This window comes from Burkholderia sp. WP42 (genome assembly GCF_000745665.1).
Classification (GTDB): Bacteria; Pseudomonadota; Gammaproteobacteria; order Burkholderiales; family Burkholderiaceae; genus Burkholderia; species Burkholderia vietnamiensis.
Map to the genome: position 1 here is coordinate 59,524 of NZ_JQJT01000026.1, position 21,490 is coordinate 81,013.

The window sequence follows — 21,490 nt, forward strand, 5'->3', positions numbered from 1 at the left end:
GTGGCTTTTTCGTTTCGGCGACGGCAGCGCGCCGACTGCGTCGCCGCTTATGCGAGCACGCTGGTCAACAGCCCGCGCGCCTGCAGATACTCGGGCTGCGCGATCAGCTTGTCCCACTTGAGCGCCTTGCCGCGCGCACGCATCCGCTTGATGCGCCGCACCGACTCCGCCGACGGCCGCGCGCTCAGTTCGTTCAGCACGACTTCGGCGGCCTCCGGCTGGTTGCAGACGAGCACCATGTCGCAGCCGGCCGCGAGCGCCGCGTCGGCGGCCTGCGTGAGCGTGCCGCCTTCGCGGGCGGCCTCCATCGACAGGTCGTCGCTGAAGATCGCGCCCGTGAAACCGAGCCGCCCGCGCAGGATGTCCTGCAGCCACACGCGCGAGAAGCCGGCGGGCCGCGGGTCGACCTGCGTATAGATCACGTGCGCGGGAATCACCGCCGACAGCGACAGGCCGAGCCAGTCGTACGGCGCGACGTCTCCCTCGAGGATCGCGTCGAGCGGCCGGTCGTCAGTCGGCAGCGCGACGTGCGAATCGGCTTCCGCGAAACCATGCCCGGGGAAATGCTTGCCGCAGTTGGCCATGCCCGCGAGCGACAGCCCGTGGTTCAGGCTCTTCGCGAGCAACGTGACGACGCGCGGGTCGCGATGGAACGCGCGATCGCCGATCACCTTCGAATGCCCGTAGTCGAGATCGAGCACGGGCGTGAAGCTCATGTCGATCCCGCAGGCGCGCAGCTCGGCGGCCAGGATGTAGCCGACCGCGGTGGCGACCTTGGTCGCGAGCAGCACGTCGCGATCCCACAGCTCGCCGAGCCGGCGCATCGCCGGCAGCACCGTGAAGCCGTCGGTGCGGAACCGCTGGACGCGGCCGCCTTCGTGATCGACCGCGATCAGGATGTCCTCGCGCACCGTGCGGATCGAGTCGGTCAACGCGCTCAGCTGCGCGCGGTTTTCGAAATGCCGCGCGAACAGGATCACGCCGCCGGTGTTCGGATGCGCAAGGCGCCGCGCATCGTCGCGCGACAGGGCCGTGCCGACGACGTCGAGCATGACCGGGCCGGGAGTCGTTTTCATCGAATCGGAAAATCCGTCAGGAAAGGGTTCGGGGAACGGGTGCAGGCGGCGGCGCATCGGTTTCGGCGACGACGAACGACACGGCGTAGTCGCGCTCGTCGCTGACCGTCACGCGCGCGGTGATGCCGCGCGCGGCGAGCCAGTCGGCGAGCTCTCCCGACGCGACGACGTACGGCTCGCCGCTGCGCTGGTTGAGGGTCTGCAGCGCGCGCCACGTCATCGGCCAGTGCATGCCGAGCCCGATCGCCTTCGAGAACGCTTCCTTCGCGGAAAAGCGCGTCGCGAGAAACGCGATGCCGCGCGCCTCGGAGCGCGCGCGCCGCGCGTGGAACACGCGCAACTCGTCGGGGCCCAGCACCTTCTCGGCAAACCTGCCATCGGTGCGCTCGAGCACGGCCGCGATGCGGCTCAACTGGACGATGTCGGTGCCGATGCCGTAGATCGCCATGTCAGCGCGCGCCGCGATGCACGAACGATGCCGGGTGGCAAGCCGAGCCGGCGCGCACGGAACGCATCGTCAGCGCGCGCCGCCGTGAAGCGCGGCAACGCGTGCGGCGACCATGATGGCCTTCATCTCGCGCACGGCATTGTCCCAGCCCGCGAAGATCGAATGCGCGACGATCGCATGGCCGATGTTCAGCTCGACGATCCCGTCGATGGCGGCGATCTGTTGCACGTTCGTGTAGTGAAGACCGTGACCGGCGTTGACCTTCAGCCCCAGCTGCGCGCCGGCCTGGACGCCCGCGACGATGCGTTCGTATTCGCGCTGCTGCTCGGCTGCGTCGTGCGCGTCGGCATAACGGCCGGTATGCAGCTCGATCACCGGCGCGCCGGCCTCGTGCGCGGCGCGGATCTGCGTCTCGTCCGGATCGATGAACAGCGATACGCGCACGCCGGCGTCCGCGAGCTGCTTGCAGGCCGCGCGCACGACCTCGAAGCGGCCGGCGACGTCGAGGCCGCCTTCGGTCGTCAGCTCCTCGCGCTTCTCCGGCACGAGACACGCGTCATGCGGACGCACTTCGCACGCGATGTCGAGCATCTCGGCCGTCACCGCGCATTCGAGGTTCATCCGCGTCTTCAGCAGCGGGCGCAGCGTGCGCACGTCGGCGTCGACGATGTGGCGGCGATCCTCGCGCAGGTGCAGCGTGATCGCGTCGGCGCCGGCTTCTTCGGCGGCGAGCGCCGCGCGGATCGGATCGGGATAGGCGGTGCCGCGCGCGTTGCGCAGCGTGGCGACGTGGTCGATGTTCACGCCGAGGTCGATGACGGTGGGCGTTGTCAGGAAAAAGCTCATAGGTTTTGCAGGTCGATCAGGATCTGGCGCGTGGCGAGCGGCGTACCGCCGAGATAGGTGTTCAGCAGGAAGCGCATCAGCGTCTTGCTCTGCGCGACCGTCTGGGCTCGATGGTAATCGTCCTGCTCCATGTCGAGCAACGTCTGTCCGGTGACGACCGGCCAGTGCGACGGTACGTCGTCGTCCGCGTTGCGCACGCCGCGCTCGGGATCGAACACGTAGCGGCGCTCGGGCTCGACCGCGCGGCGCGCCACCGTGCGGTTCAGCGCCATCGCGTAGCCGGTCTCGCGCAGCAGCACGCGCTCGAACGAGCGCAGCACCTGCACGGCCGGTTCGCCGTGTGCGAGGCGCGTGAGCGTCAGCACGTAATGGTTGAACAGCGGCGGCTGCGGATCTTCGCGCGCGCAGAATTTCACGAGCAGCTCGTTGACGTAGAAGCCGCACAGCAGCCCGTCGCCGCCGAGCGGCAGCATCCCGCCGACCCACTCGGCGCCGGTGAGCGTGCGCACTTCGGATTTGCCGGACCACGACAACAGCAGCGGCTGGAACGTCTGCAGCACGCCGCGCAGCGCGGAATGGGGGCGCTTCGCGCCCTTCGCGACGAGCGCGAGCCGGCCATGGTCGCGCGTGAGCACGTCGATGATCAGGCTCGTTTCGCGGTACGGATAGCTGTGCAGCACGAACGCCGGCTGCTCGGCGATGCGGAAATCGGACGTGCGAGACGTCGCGCGCCGCGCCTTGCGGCGCGGCGGTTCAGGCGGGGCCGGCAGCGGCGCGTCGTTCGCGCCGGCGGCCACCGCGTCTTCGGTCGACGTCAGCGCGTCATTCGTACCCATAGGCACGCAGCCCCGCCTCGTTGTCGGCCCAGCCGCTCTTCACCTTCACGAAGGTCTCGAGATACACGGGGCCGTCGAACAGCTTCTCCATGTCGAGCCGCGCCTCAGTGCTGATCTGCTTGAGCTTCTCGCCCTTCTTGCCGATCACCATCGCCTTGTGCATATCGCGTTCGACGAGGATCGTCGCGAAGATGCGCTTCAGCCGCCCTTCCTCCTCGAACTTGTCGATCAGCACGGTGCTCGTGTACGGCAATTCGTCGCCGGTCCAGCGGAACACCTTCTCGCGCAGGATTTCGGCCGCGAGAAAGCGCGAGCTGCGGTCGGTCAGCTCGTCCTCGCCGTAGATCGGCTGACCTTCCGGCAGGTGCGGCTTGATCGTGTCGAGCAGGTGCTTGATGTCTTCCGGCCGCTGCGCGGACAGCGGCACGAGCTCGGTGAACTCGCGCAGCGCGCTCATCTTCTGCATGAACGGGAACAGCGTCGCCTTGTCGCCCACGCGGTCGACCTTGTTCGCGATCAGGAGCGTCGGCGCGCCCGGCGGAATCAGGTCGAGCACCTTCTGGTCGTCGGGCCCGAAGCGGCCGGCCTCGATCACGAACAGGATCAGGTCGACCGACGTGAGCGTCGACGTGACCGCGCGGTTCAGCGAGCGGTTCAGCGCGGTGCTGTGGCGGGTCTGGAAGCCCGGCGTGTCGACGAAGATGAACTGCGCGTCGTCGAACGTGTTGATGCCGGTGATGCGATGGCGGGTCGTTTGCGCCTTGCGCGACGTGATGCTGATCTTCTGGCCGACGAGTGCGTTCATCAACGTCGACTTGCCGACGTTCGGGCGGCCCACGATCGCGATCATGCCGCAGCGGAAACCGGTAGGAGCGGGAGTGTTCATATCGTTTGGGAGACAGGTTCGCAACCGGCCGCGCGGCGCGCGGCACGATCGATGGGCAATTCAGTGGCCGGCATCGGCCGCGCGCGCCTGGGCGGCCGCGAGGCTCGCGCCGCCCGGCGGCGTCTCGGTGTCGGACGCTGCGCCGTCGCGCGGGCGCGGCGTCGTGCGGGAGGCGGGGTCGGACGCAGCGGCTGATTTGTCGGCGCTCGCCGAGGCCGGATCGGCCGGCTGGACGGCTGCTTGACCGGCCGCTTGGCCGGTCGGCTTGTCAGCGGCGCGCGGTGCGCCTTCCGCGGGCTTGTCGGCCGCACGCAGGGCAGCTTCGCCGCGCTCCGGCGACTTCTCGGCCGGCTTGTCCGCCGGCTTGTCGCCCGACGGCTTCGCCGCGCGGTCGGTCTTGTCCGCCACGGTTTCGACATGCGCGGCGCGGATCGCGGCCATCGGCGCCTGAGCCGGCCGCTCGGCCGGCTCGGAAGCGCCGCCGGACGCCTTCACGTCGCGTGCCGCCGCACGTTCCTTCCGTTCCGGCGAGCGCAGGTCCAGCGCTTCCTGAACGCCCTTCACGCCCGGCACGATTTCGGGCTCCGCATGCTTCGATCCACGGGCATTCTTCGAGCGCTTCGGCTTCGAGGCCAGCATCGGCGCGGCGGCCAGCACCTCGTCGAGCGCCTTCTTCGCGGCAGCCTGCTCGGCCGCCCGCCGGCTCGCGCCGGAGCCCGACACCTTCACGTCGAGCTTCGGCACCGTGCATTCGACCTCGAACTGCTGATTGTGCGCCGCACCATGAGTCGCGACGACGGTGTAGGTGGGCAACGCGATCTTGTGCCCCTGCAGATACTCCTGCAGCAGCGTTTTCGCGTCCTTGCCGAGCGTGCGCGGATCGATGTGGTCGAGGATCGGTACGTACAGCCGCTTGATGACCCCTTGGGCGGCTTCGAAGCCGCCATCGAGAAACACGGCCCCGATGATGGCTTCGAATGCGTCCGCGAGAATCGACGGGCGGCGGAACCCGCCGCTGCGCAACTCGCCCTCGCCCAGTCGCAGCCCGTCCGAGATATTCAGGGCCTGAGCGATTTCATACAGCGACTGCTGCTTGACGAGATTGGCGCGCACGCGCGACAGATCGCCTTCGTCCAGCTTGCCGAAGCGCTGGAACAAAAGGGCCGCCACCGCGCAATTCAGAACGGAGTCGCCGAGAAACTCGAGCCGTTCGTTATGCGTGGCGCTGTGACTGCGATGGGTCAAAGCCTGGCGCAACAATTCCGCATTGCGAAATTCGTAGCGCAGTCGGCTTTCCAACTGGGATAGGGGCATGTGCAGGAGTATAACGCGGGCGCCGGTCGGGCCGAAGCGGCACGGCCGGACGCGAAAAGGCGTGACGAGGCGGTGTTACCGCCGGTTCTTAAAGTAGTTCGGCAATACGCGACGCGGCCCGTGCGTCGCGCATTGCGTGCGAGTCGACTGCGATCAGTTGAAGGAACCGATGCGCTTCAGGTCGCTGAAGTTCATCCAGATGAAGAACGCGCGACCGACGATGTTGTTGTCCGGCACGAACCCCCAGTAGCGGCTGTCCGCGCTGTTGTCGCGGTTGTCGCCCATCATGAAGTAGTGGCCGGGCGGCACCTTGCAGATCACGCCGCGGCTGTTGTACGTGCAGTTGTCGCGATACGGATAGTCGTATGCGCCCATCACGAACGGCGGCACCGCGGGATTGTTCAGGATCGCGTTCTTCTTCGTGCCGAGCGTTTCCTCGAACTGCTTCGCGTAGTTCTGGCGCTCGTCGTCGAAGTAGTCGGGCAGCGGCGTTTCGGGCACCGGCTGGCCGTTGATCGTCAGCTGCTTGTCCTGATAGGCGACCGTGTCGCCCGGCAGGCCGACGACGCGCTTGATGTAGTCGACCGACTCGTCCTTCGGATAACGGAACACGACGACGTCGCCGCGCGACAGCGGCTTGCCCTGCGTGATCTTGGTGTTCGTGACCGGCAGACGCAGCCCGTATTCGAACTTGTTGACGAGGATGAAATCGCCGACGACCAGCGTCGGCACCATCGAGCCCGACGGAATCTTGAACGGCTCGACGACGAACGAACGCACGACGAACACCGCGAGGATCACCGGGAAGAAGCTCGCCGTGTATTCGAGCCACCACGGCTGGCGCAGCTTCTCGTCGCGCAGCTTCGCACGCGTCTGCACCGCATTTTCGTCCGCGAAACGCTTGTCGATGCGCGACTGCTGGCGATCGAACTCGTCGATCGCCACGTCGGCCGCCTTGCGTCGCCGCGGCAGGAACACCAGCTTGTCCAACACCCACGCCACGCCCGTCACGACGACGAGCACAAAAAGAATCAGCGCAAAATTCATAAAAGGATCAGTCCTGTTATTTGTCTTCGACGCGCAAGATCGCGAGGAACGCTTCCTGCGGGATCTCGACCGAACCCACCTGCTTCATGCGTTTCTTACCTTCTTTCTGCTTCTCGAGCAGTTTCTTCTTTCGCGTGATGTCGCCGCCGTAGCACTTCGCCAGCACGTTCTTGCGCAGCGCCTTGATGTTCTCGCGCGCGACGATGTGCGCGCCGATCGCGGCCTGGATCGCCACGTCGTACATCTGGCGCGGAATGATTTCGCGCATCTTCGCGGCCACTTCGCGGCCGCGGTACTGCGACTGCGAGCGGTGCACGATGATCGACAGCGCATCGACCTTGTCGCCGTTGATCAGCATGTCGACCTTCACGACGTCCGACGAACGGTATTCCTTGAACTCGTAGTCCATCGACGCATAGCCGCGCGACACCGACTTCAGGCGATCGAAGAAGTCGAGCACGATCTCGGCCATCGGAATTTCGTACGTGAGCTGCACCTGGCGGCCGTGATACTGCATGTTGATCTGCGAGCCGCGCTTCTGCTCGCACAGCGTGATCACCGAGCCGACGTAGTCCTGCGGCATGTACAGGTTCACGGTGACGATCGGCTCGCGAACCTCGGCGATGCGGCCGGGTTCCGGCATCTTCGCCGGGTTCTCGACCATGATCGTCGAGCCGTCGCTCTGCACCACTTCATAGACGACCGTCGGTGCGGTCGTGATGAGGTCCATGTCGAACTCGCGCTCGAGCCGCTCTTGCACGATTTCCATGTGCAGCAGCCCGAGGAAGCCGCAGCGGAACCCGAAGCCGAGCGCCTGCGACACTTCCGGCTCGTACTGCAGCGACGCGTCGTTGAGCTTCAGCTTCTCGAGCGATTCGCGCAGCGCGTCGTACTGGTTCGCCTCGACCGGATAGAGGCCCGCGAACACCTGCGGCTTCACTTCCTTGAAGCCCGGCAGCGGCTCGGTGGCAGGCTTCGCCACGTGCGTGACGGTATCGCCGACCTTCGCGGCCGTCAGTTCCTTGATGCCGGCGATGATGAAGCCCACCTGCCCGGCCGACAGCGATTCGAGATTGCGCGACTTCGGCGTGAACACGCCGACGTGCTCGACCGGATACTGCGCGCCGGTCGCCATCATCTTGATCTTGTCCTTCGGACGCAGCGTGCCGTTGACGATGCGCACGAGCATCACGACGCCGACGTAGTTGTCGAACCACGAGTCGATGATCAGCGCCTGCAGCGGCGCGGCCGGATCGCCCTTGGGCGGCGGCACCTTCGCGATCAGCGCTTCGAGCACGTCCTCGACGCCGAGCCCCGTCTTCGCGCTGCAGCGCGTCGCGTCGGTGGCGTCGATGCCGATCACGTCCTCGATTTCCTCGATGGCGTTCTCGGGGTTCGCGGCCGGCAGGTCGATCTTGTTCAGCACCGGCACGACTTCGACGCCGAGCTCGATCGCCGTGTAGCAGTTCGCGACCGTCTGCGCCTCGACGCCCTGGCTCGCGTCGACCACGAGCAGCGCGCCCTCGCAGGCGGACAGCGAACGGCTGACTTCGTAGGAGAAATCGACGTGCCCCGGCGTATCGATCAGGTTCAGGTTGTAGACCTTGCCGTCGCGCGCGCGATAGGACAGCGCCGCAGTCTGCGCCTTGATGGTGATGCCGCGCTCGCGCTCGATGTCCATCGAGTCGAGCACCTGCGCTTCCATTTCGCGGGCGGCGAGGCCGCCGCATACCTGGATGATGCGATCCGCGAGCGTCGACTTGCCATGGTCGATGTGGGCGATGATCGAGAAATTGCGAATATGATCCATTCAGTGCCGATCAAGCGAAAAAGGCGCGCTCGACGACTGCGGAGCACGCCTTGTAAGTCGGTGAAAAAACGGCTTATTTTAGCCGAAAAGGCCTTTGCCGGGCGGTAATTTGGGGCGGCCGGCGAGCGCGTGCCCGACCGCGAGCGTCCGGAGCCGCCGGCCGCCTGCACGCGCCGGGGCCGGGTCAGCGCCGCGCCGCGAACGCGCCGCGCACCGCCGCCTCGTCGAACCGGTGGCGGCACACCTCCACGCCGTCGAGCAACAGCACCGGCACGTCTTCGTCATAGCGGGCGACGAGTGCCGGATCGGCGTCGATGTCGACGTAGTCGAGCGCGACGCCTAACTCGGCCGCCAGCGGCGCCAGCGCGTCGCGCATGTCATCGCACAGGTGACACCAGCCGCGGCCGTAAAGCGTGAACATCGGCGCGTGACTTACTTCTGGCTCGGGCGCGGACGCACCGGCACGAACTGCGTGTTGTCGCCGCGCCGCACGAGCACCGCGACCGCCTTCTGCGGATCGAGCTGCGCGGTCACGTCGGCGAACTGCTTCGCGCTCGTGATGTCGGTGTCGCCGACGCGCAGCACGATGTCGCCGCGCTGCAGCCCGGCGCGCGCGGCCGGGCCGTCGACGCCGTCGATCTGCACGCCGTTCTTCAGCTTCAGCGATTTCATCTGCTCGGCCGGAATGTCGCTGACCGTCAAGCCGAGCGAATTCGCCTGACGCGGCTTCTGCGGCGCGGTCTTGCGCTGCTCGGCCTTCGCCGTCGTCTCCGCCGGCGTCTCGGCGATCGTGATCGGCAGCTCGCGCGCCTGGCCCTTGCGCCACACGGTGACGGTCGCCTTCGCGCCGGGCTTCGTGTCGCCGACCATGCGCGGCAGGTCCGACGCCGCGTCGACCGAACGGCCGTTGAACTTCAGGATGATGTCGCCCGGCTGGATGCCCGCCTTGTCGGCCGGGCCGCCCGGCTCGACGCTGCTCACCAGCGCGCCTTCCGCCTTCGGCAGCCCGATCGAATCGGCCACGTCCTTCGTGACTTCGCCGATCGCCACCGCGATGCGGCCGCGCGTGACCTTGCCGGTCGCCTTCAGCTGATCGGCCACGCGCATCGCTTCGTCGATCGGAATCGCGAACGAGATGCCCATGAAGCCGCCGGTGCGGCTGTAGATCTGCGAGTTGATGCCGATCACCTCGCCCTGCATGTTGATCAGCGGGCCGCCCGAGTTGCCGGGGTTCACCGCGACGTCGGTCTGGATGAACGGCAGATAGTCGCCCGTGTTGCGGCTCTTCGAACTGACGATGCCAGCCGTCACGGTGTTGTCGAGGCCGAACGGCGAACCGATCGCGACCACCCACTCGCCGACGCGCACCTTGGTCGAATCGCCGATCGCGACGACCGGCAGGTTCGCTGCCTGGATCTTGACCACCGCGACGTCGGTCCGATCGTCGACGCCGATCAGCTTCGCCTTGAATTCACGCTTGTCGGTGAGCGTGACGTAGATGGTGTCCGCATCGTCGACGACGTGCGCGTTCGTCATCACGTAGCCGTCTGCCGACACGATGAAGCCCGAGCCGACCCCGCGATTCTGCTCGGTGTCCGGCGGATTGTCGGGCGTCGGCGCGCCCTTCGGGCTGCCGCCGCCGTTGCCGGGCGCCTGCGGCAACGGAATGCCGAAGAAGCGCCGGAAGAATTCCGACATGTCGCCGTTGTCGAAGCCCGGCGGCAGGCTGCCGCGCGGCCCCGGCACCGGCACGTTCGCGGTCGTCCGGATGTTCACGACGGCCGGCCCGACCTTTTCGACCAGATCGGCGAAGTCGGGCAGGCTGCCCGGGGGAGGCGTGACAGCGGACGCGGTTTGCGGGACGAACGGCAGGCAGGCACACAGCGCCGCCGCCGCGAGCACTTTGCGCAGCGTGATTTTCGTCATGTCGGGAGCCGTAGCGTTACTTGGAAGCCTTGTATTCTATGGCAGACGCGAACTGCTGCAACGTGGCCGGGGGCACTTCGCCGAGCACGGTGATCCAGTAGTCGCCGCGGCGCTTCACGAGCACGTGCGTCGCGCCGGTGCTGCCCGCGCCTTCCTTGCGCGTATTCCTTTCGGCCGGCTCGATGAAGACCGAGATCGTCGCCAGCCCGTCGGTGAAGACGGCCTGGTCGACCGGAATCGGCGGATCGCCTGCGTCGCGCGCGGCCATCGGCCGGCGCACCTCGCGAATCTTGCGGAAGCCGGCGATCGTCGGCGCGATCTGCCAGCCCTGCGCTTCCATGTCGACCGTCGCAACCGGCGGGCGGACCACCGTCCAGCCGCTCAGATTGCGCATGCCGGCCGCGATCGCGGACTTATCGCCGGCGGCACCGCCCGTCTGCAACTGCGAGAACGCGACCTGCTCGAGCACGTGATCGCTCGCGTCGAGCGTCTGCGAACGCAGCAGCAACCCGGTGCGCGCATCGGCCCACAGCTTGTACGTGAAGCGGTACGCATCCTTCGGCACGAGCTCGACGACCTGCGCATCGACGCCGGCGACGCGGTCGCGGCCGAGCAGCTTCGCGTCATAAACGGACATCACGTGCTCGCCCGGCGCACCGAGCAGCGCGGGGAACGAATCGCGCGTCTGGCGGCGCTCGACCACGCACAGCTTGCGCTCGGGGACGAACGTATACAACTCGTCGTTGTGCCGCAGCACCTTGCGCGGCTTGCCGTCGAGCGACTCGATGCGCTCGAATTCGCCGTCACGCGACGCGACGTGCGCAATGCGCGACGATTGCACGTAGCCGCCGCGCTGGTAGACGAACGTGCCTTCGTAGCTCTGCTGCTGCGCCGCCTGCTGGATGCGGTCGAGCCAGTCGGCCGCGCCCTTGCGGGTGGCGACGGGATCGTCCGGTTGCTGGGCGCTGGCGGGAAGGGATTGAACGGACAACAGGGCGGCTGCGCAAAGCAGGAGGGCCGGCAGCCGCTTCCATCCGGAGATGGCGTGATTCAACTGCAATGTCCGCATCGGGTTTATTGGCCTGGCGTGGTGGACACCGCGGCGCGGATCAGCGGCATCGAGCCCGTAACGACGGGCTGCTGCGCAAATTGCTGATGCGCTTCGAGGTATTGATCGAGACTGGCGTCGCGGATGATGTTGACGTCCTGCAGCGCCGGCTGCGTAGACGCCTGAGCGACCGTCACGCGCTGCAGGCCGCCGCTTTGCGGCGCGCCGACCGATGCGACCTGGACTGCGCCCGGCACGCCGGCCGTCTGCATCTGCGGCACGACGATCCACGTCAGCGTGGCGGCCGCGGCGGCCACCGCGAACGCCGGCACGACCCTGCGGCGCAGCGACAGCAGCTTGCGCGCAGCCGGCGCGGCGGCCGGCGCCAGCAGGTGCGGCTCGCTGTCGAGCGCAGCCGCCATGCGCGCGGTGAACGCGACGCTGCGAGCCGGCGACAGCGTGAGCTCGTCCGAGCGCAGCGCATCGCCGATCAGATGGTACTGGGCCCACGTCGCGCGATCCGCGCCGTTCAGCTCAGCCAGAAACTGCCCGTGATCCGGACCGTCGAACAGTTCCCCGTCGACCAGAGCGGAAAGGCGCTCGCCGCGCGAGCACGCTTGCGACTGCGTATTGACCGACCCCATGATGCTCCCCATCTTGCACACACCCCGTCGTGATTTCACGACCCTATCCGTAACTAGACCCCGACCCGCGTCGTTGCACCCATCGCGCTTACCAGCGCTTGCCTTCGGGCGTATCGAGCAGCGGACGCAATTTTGCAGCGATTGCCTCGCGAGCCCGGAAGATCCGCGATCGAACCGTCCCGATCGGGCAGTTCATCATTTCCGCGATTTCTTCGTAGCTCAGGCCCTCGATCTCGCGCAGCGTAATCGCCTGACGCAATTCTTCGGGCAGGACGGCCATTGCAGCGTTGACCGTCTCGGCAATCTGCTTGCTCATCAACATCGACTCTGGCGTGTTGATATCCCTTAGTTGGTCTGCGTCGGAGAAAGTTTCCGCCTCCTCGGCATCGGCCTCGGTGGAGGTCGGCGCCCGACGGCCTTGCGTCGCAAGGTAGTTCTTCGCCGTGTTGACGGCAATCCGGTACAACCACGTGTAGAACGCGGATTCACCGCGAAATTGCGGCAACGCACGATACGCCTTGATGAACGCGTCCTGGGCCACATCCTCGACCTCGGCGGGATCGCGCACGAGGCGCGAGATCAGCCGAATGATCTTGCGGTGGTATTTGGAGACCAGGAGTTCGAACGCCGCCTTGTCGCCTTTCTGTACGCGCTCGACCAGAGCCTGATCAATTTCTTTTTCACTCACCTGACAAATCCGTTAACTAGGGATGCAACGCGGAGCGTTATTGTAGCGTTCCGCCGCCGGCCGCTGGTTACGGTACGTAACGAGCCGCGATCATGCCCGCCCCGTCGTGCGCGCGGTACGCGCGAGCACGGACAGCGCGCTGAACGACGCGGCGTCGAGCGCGTCGGCCGGGATCAGCAACGGCCGCGCGCGGCGGGCGCCTTGCCCGACCGACAGCACGAGCAGCAGGCTGCTCCAGTGTGCATGGCCGGTCACCCGGCCGCGGGCCAGCAAGCGCCCGCCGCGGCTGAACGCCGCGATCTCCCCGAATGCATCGATGCGCAGTTCCGCCGGCAAGCGGTGCGCAAAGGCCCGCATCGCACACGACGTCAGCAGCGCTGCCGTCGCCGCGGCCATGCCCGCGCCGGCGGCAGCACCCGCGCGCGGGGCCCAGAACAGGTACACGGACGCGGCGCACGCCGCGACGAACGCTGCCAGCACGACATACGACACGGCCGAGGCCCGCAACGCAAAGCGCTGCGGACGCCCGGCCGGAGCATCGAATGGACTCGTCAAGCGATTCGACGTCAGACGCGCTTGAATACCAGCGTGCCGTTGGTGCCGCCGAAGCCGAAGTTGTTCTTCACGGCCACGTCGATCTTCAGGTCACGCGCGGTGTTCGCGCAGTAATCGAGATCGCACTCCGGGTCCTGGTTGAAGATGTTGATGGTCGGCGGCGACACGTTGTTGTGCAACGCCAGCACCGTGAACACCGACTCGAGGCCGCCCGCGCCACCGAGCAGGTGACCCGTCATCGACTTCGTCGAGTTCACGGCGAGCTTGTACGCGTGCTCGCCGAACGCCGCCTTCACCGCGTCCGACTCGTTCTTGTCGCCCAGCTGCGTCGACGTGCCGTGCGCGTTCAGGTACTGCACCTCGTCCGGATTCACGCCGGCATCGCGCAGCGCCGCGACCATGCAGCGGCGCGGACCGTCCATGTTCGGCGCGGTCATGTGGTACGCATCGCCGGTCATGCCGAAGCCGGAGACTTCCGCATAGATCTTCGCGCCGCGCGCCTTCGCCGCCTCGTACTCTTCCAGCACCATCACGCCCGAACCCTCGCCCAGCACGAAGCCGTCGCGGTCCTTGTCCCACGGGCGCGACGCGGTTGCCGGGTCGTCGTTGCGGGTCGACAGCGCGCGCGCGGCCGCGAAACCGCCGATGCCGAGCGGCGACACCGTCGATTCGGCGCCACCCGCGACCATCACGTCGGCGTCGCCGGCCTGGATCAGGCGCGCCGCGAGGCCGATGCTGTGCAGACCGGTCGTGCAGGCCGTGACGGCCGCGAGGTTCGGGCCCTTCAGGCCGAACATGATGCTCAGGTGGCCCGAGATCATGTTGATGATCGAACCCGGCACGAAGAACGGCGAAATCCGGCGCGGGCCGCGATCGACGTAGGTCTGGTGCGTGTCTTCGATCATCGGCAGGCCGCCGATGCCGGAGCCGACCAGCACGCCGATGCGCTCCGCATTGGCTTCGTTCACTTCGAGGCCGCTGTCCCGGATAGCCTGGACACCGGCTGCGATGCCGTAATGGATGAACGTATCCATGCCGCGGGCTTCCTTCGCCGGGATGTACTCCTCGACGTTGAAACCCTTCACTTCGCCCGCGAAATGGCAGGCGAGGTTCGACGCATCGAACTTCGTGACGGTGGCGATACCGGACTTGCCGGCGACGAGATTGGCCCAGCCGTCGGCAACATTATTGCCAACAGGCGAAATCAGCCCCAGGCCTGTAACAACAACACGACGGCGGCTCACGGTAACCTCTTTTCCATTATTGGATGACAAAAACAAAAGCCACAGTGGCCACAGGAACCAGCCCTGCGAGCCCTGTGGCTGTTAGTCCGTCCGGCGCGAAGCCGGCAGGATGGCGCGTCAATCGCGAAGATCGCGGCGACGTGGCGGACGAGCGCGAAACGCGCTTACGCCTTGACGTTTGCGCGAGCGTAGTCGATCGCTTGCTGAACCGTCGTGATCTTCTCTGCTTCTTCGTCCGGGATTTCCATGCCGAACTCGTCTTCCAGAGCCATCACCAGTTCGACCGTGTCGAGCGAGTCTGCACCCAGATCGTTCACGAACGATGCTTCGTTCTTGATCTCGGCTTCCGCGACGCCCAGTTGCTCAGCGACGATCTTCTTGACACGTTGTTCGATGTTATCCATTACCCCTCCGAGGGAAAGTTCAGATTTACAAGTGCGCGCATTTTATCAGGTTTGCTGACGCCAAAACGCGCGTTGGCTTGATGGTCGATCAAGCGCCGATCCGCCTGAAAAACGGGATACGGCGCGGATGGTAAACGAAAACCGTTACGACATGTACATGCCGCCGTTCACGTGCAGCGTCGTGCCGGTGATGTAACCGGCCTGCGGCGACGCGAGAAACGCGACGGCATGGGCGATGTCCTCCGGGCTGCCGAGGCGGCCGAGCGGAATCTGGGTCTTGAGCGCGGCCTGCTGTTCTTCCGGCAGCGTCTTGGTCATGTCGGTGTCGATGAAGCCCGGCGCCACGCAGTTGACCGTGATGCCGCGGCTGCCGATTTCGCGGGCCAGCGCGCGCGTCATGCCCGCCACGCCGGCCTTCGCGGCCGCGTAGTTGGCCTGCCCCGGATTGCCGGCCGAGCCGACCACCGACGTGATGTTGATGATGCGCCCGCCGCGGGCCTTCATCATCGGGCGCAGCACCGCGCGCGACAGCCGGAACACCGACTTCAGGTTGGTGTCGATCACCGCGTCCCAGTCCTCGTCCTTCATCCGCATCGCGAGCTGGTCCTGCGTGATCCCGGCGTTGTTGACGAGCACGTTCAGCGCGCCGAATTCCTTCACGGTCGCGTCGATCAACGCTTCGGCCGCAGCCGCGTCGTTGACGTTCAGCACCGCGCCGCGACCCGTAACGCCCGCTTCCGCGAACCCGGCGCTAATCGCGGCCGCGCCCGATTCGCTCGTCGCCGTGCCGATCACCGTCGCGCCCAGGCGCGCGAGTTCGAGCGCGATCGCACGGCCGATGCCGCGCGATGCGCCGGTCACGATCGCGACCTGTTTGTCGAGAGTCTTTTCCATGAATCGAATATCCGTCTCTTGAGGAAAGGCGCCGCGTCAGGCGGTCGCCAGCTTCAGCGCTTCGTCGAGCGACGCCGGATCGAACACCGACGCGCCGACCAGATTGCCGTCGATGCGCTTCGTCAGCCCCGCCAGCACCTTGCCCGGCCCGCACTCGATCACGTGCGTGACGCCCGTGGCGGCGATGTGCTGCACGCATTCGACCCAGCGCACCGGGCCGGCGGCCTGGCGCACCAGCGCATCCTTGATCGCGGCCGGATCGCTGACCACCGCGACGTCGATGTTGTTGACCACCGGAATCTGCGGCGCCTTCACGTCGATGTTCGCGAGATAGTCGCGCAGCTGGTCCGACGCCGGCTTGAGCAGCGACGAATGGAACGGCGCCGACACCGGCAGCGGCAGCGCGCGCTTCGCACCCTTCGCCTTCGCGATCTCGCACGCCTTTTCGACGGCCGCCTTCGCGCCCGCGATCACGACCTGCGCCGGCGCGTTGAAGTTCACGGCTTCGACGACGCCCGCTTGCGCCGCTTCCGCGCACACCGCGCGCACCGTGTCGTCGTCGAGGCCGAGGATCGCGGCCATGCCGCCCTGGCCGACCGGCACCGCGGTCTGCATCGCCTGCGCACGGAAGCGCACGAGCGGCACCGCGTCCTTGAACGCGAGCGCGCCTGCGGCGACGAGCGCCGTGTATTCGCCCAGGCTGTGGCCCGCGACGATCGACGGCGCCGGGCCGCCGGCCTGCTGCCATGCGCGATAGCACGCGTATGCGGCCGTCAGCATCACCGGCTGCGTGTTGGTCGTGAGATTCAGTTCTTCAGCCGGGCCTTCGGCGATCAGCTTGCCGAGATCCTGGCCGAGTGCATCGGATGCTTCCGCGAGCGTCTCGCGCACGACGGCCAGATCGGCGAATGCGTTCAGCATGCCGACCGACTGCGAGCCCTGCCCCGGAAAAACGAATGCAAATTTCATATCGTCCCCAATTGAATCGATTCGGACGGCGCGCGCGAACGGCGCGCCGGTTCGGGATCCGCGCGCAGCAGTCGCGCGCTGCGGATCAGAAGCGGAAGACCGACGCGCCCCAGGTGAAGCCGCCGCCGACGCCTTCGATCAGCACGTGCTGACCGCGCTGGATGCGGCCGTCGCGGACCGCGACGTCGAGCGCCATCGGGATCGACGCAGCCGACGTGTTGCCGTGCTGGTCGACCGTCACGACCATGCGCTCCTGCGGCAAGCCGAGCTTGCGGCAGGTGCTGGTCATGATGCGGATGTTGGCCTGGTGCGGAATCAGCCAGTCGATCTGCTCGGGCGCGAGATTCGCCTTCGCGAGCGCTTCGACCGCGACCTTCTCCAGCACGTTGACCGCGAGCTTGAACACCGCCTGCCCGTCCATGTGCAGGAACGCGCTGCCTTCGATCACGCCGCGATTGACGTTGCCCGGCGTGCACAGGATGTTCGAATAGCTGCCGTCCGCGTGCAGCGCGCTGCCGAGCACGCCCGGCTCTTCCGATGCGGACAGGATCACCGCGCCCGCGCCGTCGCCGAACAGCACGCAGGTCGTGCGGTCCTTGAAATCGAGAATCCGCGAGAACGTCTCCGCGCCGACGACGAGCGCCGTGCGGTGCTGGCCGCCGCGGATGAAGCTGTCGGCCATCGCCATCGCGTACGCGAAGCCGGAACACACGGCCTGCACGTCGAATGCCGCGCCGCCGCTCTTGATGCCGAGCTTGTTCTGCAGCAGGCAGGCCGTACTCGGGAACACGAAATCGGGAGTCGACGTCGCGACGATGATCAGGTCGATCGATTGCGGGTCGATGTCGGCCGCCTCGATCGCACGGCGCGCGGCTTGGTACGCGAGATCGCTGGTCGTGACGTCGGGTGCGGCGAAATGGCGCGCGTGGATGCCCGTGCGCGCCACGATCCATTCATCGCTCGTCTCGATGCCTTCCTTCGCGAGACGATCGGCAAGCTGCTGGTTCGTGACGCGGTCGGGCGGCAAATAGCTGCCCGTGCCGAGCACGCGGGAATAGAGAGTCGATTGGGCCATTTATGCTTTAGAGGATTGCGCAGCGGGAGGTTCGGCGTGTTGGCCTGCGGCCGGGCCCGTGTGGCCTGCGCCGCCTGCGTCGTGTTCGCCGTCGCCGAGCGACACCGAATTATCCGCCATCGCGCGCGTAAGGCGCTCCAGCACGCCGTTTTTGACGGCATCATACCCGCGTTTGATCGCCCACTCAAACGCGTAGGCATCGGCCGAACCGTGGCTTTTGATCACGAGACTCTTCAGCCCCAGCAACGCCGCGCCGTTGTACTGGCGATGGTCGACGCGCTTCTTGAAACGCATCAGCACGGGCAGCGCGAGCAGCGCCATCAGCTTCGACATCAGCGAACGGCCGAACTCCTCGCGGATGATGTCGGACAGCATCTGCGCGAGCCCTTCGGACGTCTTCAGCGCGACGTTGCCGACGAAGCCGTCGCAGACGATCACGTCGACCGTGCCCTTGTAGATGTCGTTGCCTTCGACGTTGCCGCGGAAATTGAGCGTGCTGGCGCGCAGCAGTTCGCCGGCGCGCTTGATCGTCTCGTTGCCCTTGATGACTTCTTCGCCGATGTTCAACAGGCCGATCGTCGGGCGCTCCTTGCCTTCGAGCGCCGCGACGAGCGCATGGCCCATCTCCGCGAACTGCAGCAGGTGCTGCGGCTCGCAGTCGACGTTCGCGCCGAGGTCGAGCATCATCGTGTAGCCGGTCGGGTTCGGCAGCGCGAACGCGATCGCGGGCCGCTCGATGCCGGGCAGCGTCTTCAGCACGTAACGGGAAACGGCCATCAGCGCGCCGGTGTTGCCGGCGGAAATACAGGCCTGGGCCGCGCCTTCCTTCACGTGATTCAGCGCGACGCGCATCGAAGAATCTTTCTTCTTGCGCAGCGCGACTTCGACAGGATCGTCCATCGCCACGACTTCGGTGGCGGGCACGATGGTCAGCGCGGGATCGTCGAGGGCTTTCAGCTTTTTCAGCTGCGCGCGAATCGCGCTTTCGATGCCGACGAGCATCAGGTGCGCATCGGGATGCGCGCGGACGAACTTGACTGCGGCGGGAACGGTCACGGACGGGCCGTGGTCGCCTCCCATGCAATCGATTGTGAGCTTTACGGTCATGGAATGCGACGAATTTCAGGCACAAAAAAGCGGCAGTTGAATGCCGCCTTTTTGTTGAGCCAGGAAAGTGTCAAGCGAACCAGTTGTCACGCGAACGGCGAACGTAGCGCGCAACGCGTGACTTGACGCTTAGTCGTTCTTCGTCTTGACGACTTTCTTGCCGCGATAGTAGCCGTTCGGGCTGACGTGGTGACGCAGATGCACTTCACCCGTGCTCGGCTCGACTGCCAGCGGCGCTGCCGTCAGGAAATCGTGCGAACGATGCATGCCGCGCTTCGACGGCGACTTCTTGTTTTGCTGGACTGCCATGACTAACTCCTAATTGATTTTCCGGATTCTAACACAGCCCGATCCGGCGCTTAACTACCCTGGCCCAAAGCCCTTACGCCTTCCCGCGCCACAACTGCTTAGTGTTTGTTGCCGCCGTCCCCGTCCTTCTTCAGCGCTTGCAGCGCTGCGAACGGATTCGGCCGTTTGCCTTCGTCCTCGTCTTCCGCGGACGCTTCATCCGCATCTTCCGAAGGACCGCTCACACCCGACACGAGGCTTTCGTGAACTGCCGGGCAAACCTCGTGCTTGGGCACGAGCGGCAGCGAAAGCAGCAACTCCTCTTCGATCAAGTCGACGAGATCGAACTGGCGCGAGCCCACGATCACATCGGCTTCATCGTCGTCGAGCGGAAATTCTTCAGCTTCTTCTTCGGTCGCCACGACGCGGTACGTCATGTCGACGTCGAACGTCTGGTCGTACGGCGCCATGCAGCGCTGGCACGTGAGCCACGCATGGCCGTGCACCGCGAGACGCAGGTACGGCTGCTGGCCGTCGCTGCCGTCGTCCTGCAGCTCCTTCTGGGTGAACCCTTCGGCCTGCCACGTGAACACCGTGTCGCGATCGGACGCGTCCGCCGGCACTTCGTTCAGCATGCGCGCCAGCTGGGACAGCCGCGTCGCACCTGCCGCCTGCCGCCCGCTGCGGGCGAATTCGAACAGGTCGACTGCGTGCGGATCCAGCGCTGCCGCCGGCTTGCCAGAAGAAGTGTTCATGTTGCGCTCCTGTCCACGGGCTGACTTGCGGGATCCGGCTCGGCCGACGTCACACGTTGGGCGCCGCTCTCTTTCATGCGCGACACGAGCCGCACACGGTTGACGTACTGTATTCCGAAGACCCGACAGGCGCCACCACAGCGCAAGCCTGTCGACGAAAAGCGGGAAAGCATACCTGTTTTACCTTTTGCGGTCAATCACTTATGCTTGCGTCCGCGCAACGCCGCATCACACCTGACGATTCACCGACCCAACCGACCATGCCGGATACCGTTTGCCGCCCGCCGCGGCTGATTCTCGCCTCCAGTTCCCGCTATCGCCGCGCGCTCCTCGAGCGCCTCGGCATACCGTTCGACACCGTGTCGCCGGACCTCGACGAAACCCCGCTCGCGGGCGAAACGCCGGCCGCGACGGCGCTGCGGCTCGCCGCCGCGAAGGCGCGCGCGGTCGCCGCGACGATCGACGCGCCCGACGGCGTGCTCGTGATCGGCTCCGATCAGGTCGCGACGTTCGACGGCCTCCAGATCGGCAAGCCGGGCACGCACGAGCGCGCGCTCGCGCAGCTTCTGTCGATGCAGGGCCGCGACGTCGAATTCCACAGCGCGCTGAGCCTGTACGACAGCCGTACCGGCAACACGCAGAGCGAGGATGTGGTGACGCGCGTGCGCTTCCGCTCGCTGCCCGAAGCCGAGCTCGACGCATATCTGCGCGCCGAGACGCCGTACGACGTGGCCGGCAGCGCGAAATCCGAAGGGCTCGGCATCGCGCTGCTCGATGCAATCGATTCCGACGACCCGACCGCGCTCGTCGGCCTGCCGCTGATCGCGCTCACGCGGATGCTGCGCGTCGCCGGCTACCCGCTGTTCGCCCACCACGGAGACCGCGCATGACGGCCGGCACGCTCTATCTCGTCCCCAACACGCTCGGCGAAGGCGACGCCGCGATGCTCGCCGCGGTGCTGCCTGCTGCCGTGCAGGCGCGCGCCGGCACGCTCGGCTATTACATCGGCGAGAACGCGAAAACGACGCGCGCGTTCCTGAAGAAGATCGGCACGACGCGGCCGATCCAGGAAATCGACATTCAGGAACTGAACGTCAATACGCCGGCCGGCGCAATCGACCGGCTGCTCGCGCCGGTGCTGGCGGGCGCCGATGCCGGGCTCGTGTCCGAGGCCGGCTGCCCCGCGGTGGCCGACCCCGGCGCGCTGCTGGTGCGCCGCGCGCACGAGCGCGGCGTGAAGGTCGTGCCGCTGGTCGGGCCGAGCTCGATCCTGCTCGCGCTGATGGCATCGGGCCTGAACGGCCAAAGCTTCGCGTTCAACGGCTATCTGCCGGTCGACGCGGCCGCGCGCGCGAAGCGCCTGCGCGAGCTCGAGCAACTGTCACGCAAGGCCCGGCAGACGCAGATCTTCATCGAGACGCCCTACCGCAACCAGGCGATGCTCGACACACTCGTGGCGACCTGTGCGCCGTCGACGCAGATCTGCGTCGCGGCCGATCTGACGCTCGAAACCGAGACGATCGCGAGCCGCACCGCGGCGGACTGGAAAAAGGCGGCCGCGCCGAATCTGCAGAAGCGCCCGGCGATCTTCCTGCTGCTCGCGAACTGACGGCGCACGTGGCGCGCGCCG

Annotated in this window: 24 protein-coding genes; 2 read left to right on the forward strand and 22 right to left on the reverse strand. The window is 66.6% G+C overall.

Translation table 11 applies throughout. The annotated features are described in order from the left end of the window. Positions 1-47: 47 nt before the first annotated feature. The 22 genes from nagZ to EX20_RS17755 all read right to left on the reverse strand — a co-directional run bounded on the left by nagZ (position 48) and on the right by EX20_RS17755 (position 19,860). Positions 48-1,076, reverse strand: a complete 1,029-nt coding sequence (gene nagZ, locus EX20_RS17650) for a beta-N-acetylhexosaminidase (protein WP_034194216.1) — start codon at positions 1,074-1,076, stop codon at positions 48-50. Between the two features lie 16 nt (positions 1,077-1,092). Beyond that, positions 1,093-1,524 carry a holo-ACP synthase gene (gene acpS, locus EX20_RS17655; RefSeq protein WP_034194217.1) on the reverse strand — a complete coding sequence of 144 codons (432 nt, stop codon included), beginning with the start codon at positions 1,522-1,524 and terminating at the stop codon, positions 1,093-1,095. Between the two features lie 69 nt (positions 1,525-1,593). Beyond that, positions 1,594-2,370, reverse strand: a complete 777-nt coding sequence (pdxJ, locus tag EX20_RS17660) for a pyridoxine 5'-phosphate synthase (RefSeq protein WP_011883971.1) — start codon at positions 2,368-2,370, stop codon at positions 1,594-1,596. After that, the gene (recO, locus tag EX20_RS17665; protein ID WP_011883970.1) at positions 2,367-3,206 is read right to left on the reverse strand and encodes a DNA repair protein RecO; all 840 of its coding nucleotides are present in this window, start codon (positions 3,204-3,206) and stop codon (positions 2,367-2,369) included. Before recO ends, pdxJ begins: the two co-directional genes overlap by 4 nt. Beyond that, complete coding sequence (gene era / locus EX20_RS17670) at positions 3,193-4,092, reverse strand: GTPase Era (protein ID WP_011883969.1); 900 nt, start codon at positions 4,090-4,092, stop codon at positions 3,193-3,195. Before era ends, recO begins: the two co-directional genes overlap by 14 nt. A gap of 60 nt (positions 4,093-4,152) precedes the next feature. Beyond that, positions 4,153-5,406, reverse strand: coding sequence for a ribonuclease III (gene rnc, locus EX20_RS17675; protein WP_034194218.1), 1,254 nt, complete (start codon positions 5,404-5,406; stop codon positions 4,153-4,155). 153 nt (positions 5,407-5,559) lie between these two features. Then, entirely contained in the window at positions 5,560-6,453 is an 894-nt protein-coding gene (gene lepB, locus EX20_RS17680) for a signal peptidase I (protein ID WP_011883967.1), read from the reverse strand. A gap of 16 nt (positions 6,454-6,469) precedes the next feature. Continuing rightward, on the reverse strand, positions 6,470-8,263 hold the full coding sequence (lepA, locus tag EX20_RS17685) for a translation elongation factor 4 (protein ID WP_011883966.1): 1,794 nt from the start codon (positions 8,261-8,263) through the stop codon (positions 6,470-6,472). A gap of 184 nt (positions 8,264-8,447) precedes the next feature. Further along, positions 8,448-8,684 carry a glutaredoxin family protein gene (locus EX20_RS17690; protein WP_011883965.1) on the reverse strand — a complete coding sequence of 79 codons (237 nt, stop codon included), beginning with the start codon at positions 8,682-8,684 and terminating at the stop codon, positions 8,448-8,450. A gap of 11 nt (positions 8,685-8,695) precedes the next feature. After that, complete coding sequence (locus EX20_RS17695) at positions 8,696-10,189, reverse strand: DegQ family serine endoprotease (RefSeq protein WP_011883964.1); 1,494 nt, start codon at positions 10,187-10,189, stop codon at positions 8,696-8,698. A gap of 16 nt (positions 10,190-10,205) precedes the next feature. Beyond that, positions 10,206-11,258 (reverse strand): MucB/RseB C-terminal domain-containing protein, encoded by a 1,053-nt coding sequence (locus EX20_RS17700; protein ID WP_034194219.1) that lies wholly within the window; start codon positions 11,256-11,258, stop codon positions 10,206-10,208. A 5-nt stretch (positions 11,259-11,263) separates the two neighbouring features. Continuing rightward, a complete protein-coding gene (locus EX20_RS17705; RefSeq protein ID WP_011883962.1) occupies positions 11,264-11,881 on the reverse strand; it encodes a sigma-E factor negative regulatory protein in 618 nt (205 codons plus the stop codon). An 88-nt stretch (positions 11,882-11,969) separates the two neighbouring features. Continuing rightward, positions 11,970-12,569 (reverse strand): RNA polymerase sigma factor RpoE, encoded by a 600-nt coding sequence (gene rpoE / locus EX20_RS17710; RefSeq protein ID WP_011883961.1) that lies wholly within the window; start codon positions 12,567-12,569, stop codon positions 11,970-11,972. Between the two features lie 90 nt (positions 12,570-12,659). Further along, positions 12,660-13,124 (reverse strand): hypothetical protein, encoded by a 465-nt coding sequence (locus tag EX20_RS17715; protein WP_011883960.1) that lies wholly within the window; start codon positions 13,122-13,124, stop codon positions 12,660-12,662. Between the two features lie 11 nt (positions 13,125-13,135). After that, complete coding sequence (gene fabF / locus EX20_RS17720) at positions 13,136-14,368, reverse strand: beta-ketoacyl-ACP synthase II (protein ID WP_011883959.1); 1,233 nt, start codon at positions 14,366-14,368, stop codon at positions 13,136-13,138. A gap of 164 nt (positions 14,369-14,532) precedes the next feature. Further along, positions 14,533-14,772 carry an acyl carrier protein gene (gene acpP, locus EX20_RS17725; protein ID WP_004197638.1) on the reverse strand — a complete coding sequence of 80 codons (240 nt, stop codon included), beginning with the start codon at positions 14,770-14,772 and terminating at the stop codon, positions 14,533-14,535. Positions 14,773-14,916: 144 nt separating this feature from the next. After that, positions 14,917-15,666: a 3-oxoacyl-ACP reductase FabG gene (gene fabG, locus EX20_RS17730; protein ID WP_011883958.1), complete on the reverse strand. Its 750-nt coding sequence runs from the start codon at positions 15,664-15,666 to the stop codon at positions 14,917-14,919. A gap of 36 nt (positions 15,667-15,702) precedes the next feature. Next, a complete protein-coding gene (gene fabD / locus EX20_RS17735) occupies positions 15,703-16,635 on the reverse strand; it encodes an ACP S-malonyltransferase (protein ID WP_011883957.1) in 933 nt (310 codons plus the stop codon). 85 nt (positions 16,636-16,720) lie between these two features. Next, on the reverse strand, positions 16,721-17,710 hold the full coding sequence (locus tag EX20_RS17740; RefSeq protein WP_011883955.1) for a beta-ketoacyl-ACP synthase III: 990 nt from the start codon (positions 17,708-17,710) through the stop codon (positions 16,721-16,723). Then, positions 17,711-18,817 (reverse strand): phosphate acyltransferase PlsX, encoded by a 1,107-nt coding sequence (plsX, locus tag EX20_RS17745; RefSeq protein WP_011883953.1) that lies wholly within the window; start codon positions 18,815-18,817, stop codon positions 17,711-17,713. 129 nt (positions 18,818-18,946) lie between these two features. Beyond that, a complete protein-coding gene (gene rpmF / locus EX20_RS17750; RefSeq protein ID WP_006051932.1) occupies positions 18,947-19,126 on the reverse strand; it encodes a 50S ribosomal protein L32 in 180 nt (59 codons plus the stop codon). 98 nt (positions 19,127-19,224) lie between these two features. Beyond that, complete coding sequence (locus tag EX20_RS17755; protein ID WP_011883952.1) at positions 19,225-19,860, reverse strand: DUF177 domain-containing protein; 636 nt, start codon at positions 19,858-19,860, stop codon at positions 19,225-19,227. Positions 19,861-20,120: 260 nt separating this feature from the next. Here EX20_RS17755 and EX20_RS17760 point away from each other — a divergent pair, with 260 nt between their 5' ends. After that, entirely contained in the window at positions 20,121-20,750 is a 630-nt protein-coding gene (locus EX20_RS17760) for a Maf-like protein (protein ID WP_034194220.1), read from the forward strand. Beyond that, entirely contained in the window at positions 20,747-21,469 is a 723-nt protein-coding gene (locus EX20_RS17765) for an SAM-dependent methyltransferase (protein WP_034194221.1), read from the forward strand. The genes EX20_RS17760 and EX20_RS17765 overlap by 4 nt, the downstream gene beginning before the upstream one ends. The last annotated feature ends 21 nt before the right edge of the window (positions 21,470-21,490 follow it).